The organism is Pseudomonas sp. Sample_22 (assembly GCF_004307635.1).
Classification (GTDB): Bacteria; Pseudomonadota; Gammaproteobacteria; order Pseudomonadales; family Pseudomonadaceae; genus Aquipseudomonas.
This window is the reverse complement of record NZ_RCNY01000097.1, coordinates 1-3,698: the sequence shown is the minus strand read 5'-3', so window position 1 is coordinate 3,698 and position 3,698 is coordinate 1. Positions and strand designations below refer to the sequence as shown.

At 54.1% G+C, this 3,698-nt stretch carries 4 protein-coding genes and 2 tRNA genes; 4 read left to right on the top strand and 2 right to left on the bottom strand.

The window, feature by feature from the left end; all coding sequences use genetic code 11:
• The first annotated feature begins 6 nt into the window (after positions 1 to 6).
• Positions 7 to 83: transfer RNA gene (locus tag D8U73_RS28950), tRNA-Arg, on the top strand.
• A 19-nt stretch (positions 84 to 102) separates the two neighbouring features.
• On the opposite strand, the gene D8U73_RS28945 is transcribed toward D8U73_RS28950, so the two are convergent.
• Entirely contained in the window at positions 103 to 624 is a 522-nt protein-coding gene (locus D8U73_RS28945; protein ID WP_130906388.1) for a cell envelope protein SmpA, read from the bottom strand.
• 320 nt (positions 625 to 944) lie between these two features.
• On the opposite strand from D8U73_RS28945, the gene mgtE reads away from it, so the two are divergent.
• Positions 945 to 2,387, top strand: coding sequence for a magnesium transporter (gene mgtE, locus D8U73_RS28940; RefSeq protein ID WP_056852548.1), 1,443 nt, complete (start codon positions 945 to 947; stop codon positions 2,385 to 2,387).
• A 100-nt stretch (positions 2,388 to 2,487) separates the two neighbouring features.
• On the opposite strand, the gene D8U73_RS28935 is transcribed toward mgtE, so the two are convergent.
• Positions 2,488 to 2,814 (bottom strand): Arc family DNA-binding protein, encoded by a 327-nt coding sequence (locus D8U73_RS28935; RefSeq protein ID WP_003178899.1) that lies wholly within the window; start codon positions 2,812 to 2,814, stop codon positions 2,488 to 2,490.
• A gap of 109 nt (positions 2,815 to 2,923) precedes the next feature.
• Here D8U73_RS28935 and D8U73_RS29305 point away from each other — a divergent pair, with 109 nt between their 5' ends.
• Together D8U73_RS29305 and D8U73_RS28930 are read left to right on the top strand one after the other, a co-directional pair.
• On the top strand, positions 2,924 to 3,097 hold the full coding sequence (locus tag D8U73_RS29305; protein ID WP_177336550.1) for a hypothetical protein: 174 nt from the start codon (positions 2,924 to 2,926) through the stop codon (positions 3,095 to 3,097).
• A 337-nt stretch (positions 3,098 to 3,434) separates the two neighbouring features.
• Positions 3,435 to 3,511 (top strand) — tRNA-Arg (locus D8U73_RS28930).
• Positions 3,512 to 3,698 lie beyond the last annotated feature (187 nt).

Genomic DNA, 3,698 nt, shown 5'->3' with positions numbered 1-3,698 from the left:
ACAAATGCACTCGTAGCTCAGCTGGATAGAGTACTCGGCTACGAACCGAGCGGTCACAGGTTCGAATCCTGTCGAGTGCACCATACAACAGAAAGCCCGCATTTAATGCGGGCTTTTTGCCGTCTGGGATTTGGCTTTTCCCTTCGTACATCCTCTTTCATCGAACTCGATATGTGCACTCCGGCCTCGCTTGGTTTCGTAGCGATAGCTTGTGCTCGAATTGCGAATACTGATCTTGTCTGGCTTGCCGAGTGCGCTCTCGACATCCTGCTGGCTCATGCCGGCGACAACCCGTTGATTGATGATCGCCTCGCGTCGCTCTCTGGCACTGATCAGATTTCCGCATCCGTCTTCGCTCTTTCCAACAATCGTTGGTTCGCCCCTTTTGTTATTGGTTCGAGAGACGCGGCGAGTCTCTGGCCCTGGCAGCAGGGCGATTGGCTCGTCGGTTGGTATGTGCGTACGGACTTCCTGTATGGAGCGGCGTTCGCTGGCTGCGCAGCTTAGGGTGGTGAAGGTGATGCGGCCGTCGTTTGCTTCGCATCTATGAATGGTTGCGGCGGGGATCCAGGGTGCGGGGCAGAGCAGGGTGAGCATTAAGAAACGGCGCGCGTAGGCTGGCATCAAGCGTCCTCCATGACGATTTCTTTTAAGCGTAGCCGTCACCTTTTGGCCGAGTGGTGTGTTTTCTTTTCAGGATGCGTCGTCGTAAATTGAAGGGTCAGGACAGTGCTCAAGTTTGTCTTGCAAGCGCTTGTTTCAGCCGCGATTTTTTAACATTTCAATCCGCCAAGCGGTGTATGATTGCGCCCGTCAGCCCCGCCGGGGCTTTTGGATTACTTCCATGGACTTACCCAGTAGTTACTCAATACCCCGTTTTTCCAATCATGAATTGACTGATTGATCCTTCCGGCGCGCCCCGCTGCTGGGAGTGGAGTTCGCCTATGTCTGAAGTTGAAGTAAAGAAAACACAAGAAAGCTTGCAGGACCGCCTCGCTCAAGTCGTTGAGCTGTTGCAGCGTCAGCGAGTGGTTGAAGATCTGACCCACCGCCAGGAAGGCCCGCATCACGACCGGGTCGAGAACCTGGTTCACCGGCAAAATCTCGTCGAGTTGCAACGCAAGCTCGATGATCTGCACTCCGCCGACGTCGCCTATATCCTTGAAGCTCTGCCGCTGGACGATCGCCTGACGCTATGGCAGCTGGTCAAGGCAGATCGCGACGGCGACATTCTCCTCGAAGTATCCGATTCGGTCCGAGAAACCCTGATCGCCGACATGGACGATCACGAGCTCCTGGCTGCGGCCAAGGACATGGATGCTGACGAACTTGCTGACCTGGCTTCCGAGCTGCCGCGAGATGTCGTCCATGAGCTGATGGAGACCCTGGATAACCAGCAGCGTGAACGTGTACGGTCCGCCCTTTCCTATGATGAGGAGCAGGTTGGTGCGCTGATGGACTTCGAGATGGTGACGATCCGTGAGGATGTCAGCCTCGAAGTGGTACTGCGTTATCTGCGCCGCCTCAAAGAATTGCCAGGCCACACCGACAAACTGTTTGTTGTTGATTACGACGGCGTCCTCAAAGGCGTTTTGCCTATCAAGCGCTTGCTGGTCAATGATCCGGACAAGCAGGTTTCTGAAGTCATGGCCAGCGATCCGGTGAGCTTTCATCCGGATGAAGATGCTTATGATGCTGCCCAGGCATTCGAGCGCTACGACTTGATTTCAGCGCCTGTCGTTGACAAGAACGGCAAGCTCATTGGCCGACTGACCATTGATGAAATGGTCGACCTGATTCGTGAAGAGAGCGAAAGCGAAGTTCTCAACATGGCGGGTCTGCGCGAAGAAGAAGACATATTTGCGTCAGTCTGGAAGTCTCTGCGCAACCGCTGGGCCTGGCTGGCAGTGAATCTGATTACCGCTTTCGTTGCGTCTCGAGTGATCGGTCTGTTCGAGGGGTCTATCGAGAAGCTGGTAGCGCTGGCGGCGTTGATGCCGATTGTGGCGGGTATCGGTGGTAACTCAGGAAACCAGACCATCACCATGATTGTTCGCGCGATGGCGTTGGACCAGGTGAGTACCGGCAATACTTCGCGGCTGATGCGCAAGGAATTGGCTGTTGCGCTGATCAATGGCGTGATCTGGGGTGGGGTAATTGGTGTCGTTGCTTATCTGCTCTATGGGAGCTGGTCCTTGGGGGTGGTGATGACGGCCGCCATGACGCTGAACCTGCTCCTTGCAGCGCTGATGGGGGTTTTGATTCCGATGACTCTGGTGCGACTTGGGCGCGATCCGGCGATGGGTGCCAGCGTAATGATCACCGCCATGACCGATAGTGGCGGCTTCTTCATTTTCCTCGGGTTGGCGACCATATTCCTGCTTTAGTTTTTCTCTCTCGAAACCCGCCAATTGGCGGGTTTTTTATGCCTGTAATTCCGGGCAAAAAAAAGCCAGCGGCTAAGCTGGCTTGGATATTCAGGATTACTCAGGAGGCGTCTGCAGCCATCTCGGCGTCATGAGCAATCAGCGAAACGAGTGCGTTTTGCTGGCGGTGGGAAAGCTGGCGGAAGCGCTGCAACAGTTCGCGCTCGTGCAAAGAAAGCTCTGGGCTGTCCAGGCGCATGCTCAATTCTTCGCCCAGCGCGCCTTCCTGAATCAGGCTCTGTTCGAGACGCGCGATGATTTCAGAGTTCATACTGCGATGATGATTGCGAGCCACTTCGGCAATGCGTTCACGCATTCCGTCTGGCAGACGTACGACGAACTTGTCAGCCGTACGGCTGGAATAAATTGCCTGTTTCAATGGGCGCATATATTTAACCGGTTAGTTCAGGGGAGCGGTTCTCGGGATTGGCCGCAGGATGTCAGTTAGGACAAGCGTTGCAGCCAAATGTTCAACCTGAATTGATGAGGCTCGCATCATGCCTCAAAGCAGCCAGATCATTGGCGTCAATTCTGTGACAAATATTGAACTGGATAAAGGCGTTCTGCCAGCACCAATTGTCAGAAATGCGGACTGGTTGGAAGTTGCCAGCACCGCTTTGCTGATCGCGTCCTCTGCTCATCAGCAGGTGTGCAATGACCTGACGGCATGACGAGCGAATTCAGTCACTGGTCCTTACCTTAACAAGGATAGTGGCAAATGGCCGATTTACTAGAGGTAGGGCGGTTCTTAGGCATTTTTAGGATGGGTGGCAGCTTGATTAATGGTGGGCAGGGGTGTCTGCTTTTTACGGCAATGGCTAGCTCCGCTCTGCTTTGCCGGCATGGCGATGCTTATGGAGGTCTGAGGTTGGGGCTGTAATTAAGGCTTCCTGCTATTTAGAGGGCGTATGCCTACACTTAAAAAGCAAAAGGACGACATGACAAAGTCTGGCTTGGTCGTTAACATGCTGGCCGTCCATCGCTTTGCGTATCTTCGCTGGCAGCAGTGTCTCAGTAGCTCAATTGGATAGAGCATCCCCCTCCTAAGGGGAAGGTTGGCAGTTCGAACCTGCCCTGGGACACCATATCTCCTCTTTCTCTTCCTTGGCCTGGCAATCGCCGGCGTCTGTTTTGCCTTGTCTCTTCTGTGCGCGTGACCTCTTCTATATAGAAGCGGGCGGTTTTTCTTGGGTTTGGCCCTTGAATGACAGAAAACTCAAATCAACGCTTGACGGCAGATTTCAGGTGTCTATAATTCGCCCCACTTCCGGC

Bases quoted from the DNA above. Each gene is read 5' to 3' on its own strand.
- D8U73_RS28945 (WP_130906388.1), bottom strand. From the start codon at position 624: ATGCCAGCCTACGCGCGCCGTTTCTTAATGCTCACCCTGCTCTGCCCC.
- mgtE (WP_056852548.1), top strand. From the start codon at position 945: ATGTCTGAAGTTGAAGTAAAGAAAACACAAGAAAGCTTGCAGGACCGC.
- D8U73_RS28935 (WP_003178899.1), bottom strand. From the start codon at position 2,814: ATGCGCCCATTGAAACAGGCAATTTATTCCAGCCGTACGGCTGACAAG.
- D8U73_RS29305 (WP_177336550.1), top strand. From the start codon at position 2,924: ATGCCTCAAAGCAGCCAGATCATTGGCGTCAATTCTGTGACAAATATT.